The organism is Devosia sp. (genome assembly GCF_036676215.1).
Taxonomy (GTDB): domain Bacteria; phylum Pseudomonadota; class Alphaproteobacteria; order Rhizobiales; family Devosiaceae; genus Devosia.
On the sequence record NZ_JAKFDJ010000066.1, the window covers coordinates 1 to 1,514 of the forward strand.

Annotated in this window: 2 protein-coding genes; both read right to left on the minus strand. The window is 63.9% G+C overall.

The genetic code is table 11. The annotated features are described in order from the left end of the window. The coding region (locus V6M52_RS06145; RefSeq protein ID WP_332700414.1) for a tryptophan halogenase family protein at positions 1–999 on the minus strand (999 nt) is incomplete at its 3' end. A gap of 89 nt (positions 1,000–1,088) precedes the next feature. Then, the coding region (locus V6M52_RS06150) for a hypothetical protein (protein WP_332700415.1) at positions 1,089–1,514 on the minus strand (426 nt) is incomplete at its 5' end.

The following is a 1,514-nucleotide window of genomic DNA, read 5'->3' on the forward strand; positions in this document are numbered from 1 at the left end:
GATGGCGACGCAGTTCTTGACCCAGGACTTGCGCCGCCGGCCCGTGGTGAAGCGCAACTGGCGCGGCTCGCCGAGCGCCTCGCCGTCGAGACCTTCGAGCAGCACGCGCGCGGCCTCGTCGTCACTGGTGAAGCCATCGCAATACACGTGGCCATTGCCGGTGCGGTGCTGCAGCGGAATGCGCCAGGTCCAACCGGCGGCCCTGGCGGTCGAGGTGGTATAGGGCGTGAGCGGCAGGGCCCGGGCGCATGGCAGGGCCAGCGCGCTGTTACACGGCAGCATGGCGCTCCAGTCCTCGTAGCCGGCCTGGTACACGCCTTCGATCAACAGGCCGCGAAAGCCCGAGCAATCGACGAACAGGTCGCCCTCGACGCGGCGCCCGTCGCGCAGTTCGAGGGCGGTGATGAAGCCGGTTTTGGGGTGCTGTTCGACGTTCTCGACCATGCCTTCGATACGCTTGACGCCGCGCTGCATGGCGTAGTCGCGCAAATAGGCGGCATACAGTCCGGCGTCGAAATGGTAGGCGTAGCTGTACGCGTCGGTGATCGATGGCAGCTCGTCGTGCTGCGGCATGAAGCGGTTGCTGCGCGCCATCATGGTCGCCATCGACCATTGCTCGTAAGACGGCATGTCCTTGAACACGCGCGACAGGCGCAGCCAGTACATGTAAGCCGGGCGGTTCTCGATGGCCGGGCCGAAATCGCCGAAGCCGTGGAAAAACCGGTTGCCGGCATGGCCCCAATCCTTGAATTCGATGCCGAGCTTGAAGCTCGCCTGCGTCTTCTTGACGAACTCGGCTTCGTCGATGCCCAGGGCGAGATTGAAATGGCGGATGGTCGGGAGCGTCGCTTCGCCCACGCCGACGGTGCCGATCTCGGCCGACTCGACCAGCACGATCTCGCAGGTCTTGGGCAGCTTGAGCGCCAGCGGCGCGGCAGTCATCCAACCGGCGGTACCGCCGCCGACGATGACGATGGTTCGAATAGCTTTGTCAGACATAGGCAACCCATGCTAAAAAAGAGAGGCGGCCGGAGCCGCCCCTGAAACTGCCGGCAAAGCGGCAGGAGACTACGGGAGGTCCATGCGTCTTAGTACGTGTAGCGCAGCGCCAGGCGATAACTGCGGCCAGGCTCGAACCAGGAACGGATATTGTTGCCGATACCCTGCTGCTGGGTCTGCTTGACAACGGTATCCAGGATGTTGCTAGCCGAGAAGCTGGCCTGGAGGTTGTCGCTGAACCTATAGTCGAACCCGAAGTCCAGCTGGCCGGCCGCTTCCTGCCAGGTCGGCAAGCCCCAGCCCACGTCCTGCGGATAGACCGTCTTGCCATCGACAACCGTCGCCCGGGTCGGATCGGCACTGGTGGCGTCCTGGCCCTGCGTGCCGTTGACGGACACGCCCTGCAGGAAACGACTGCGCCAGCTGTAGGCCAGGCGCATCGACATCGGCCCCTTGTCGTAGAAGACCATGAGGTTGTACGCGTTCTTCGACAAATACTGCAGCGGCATATCCTT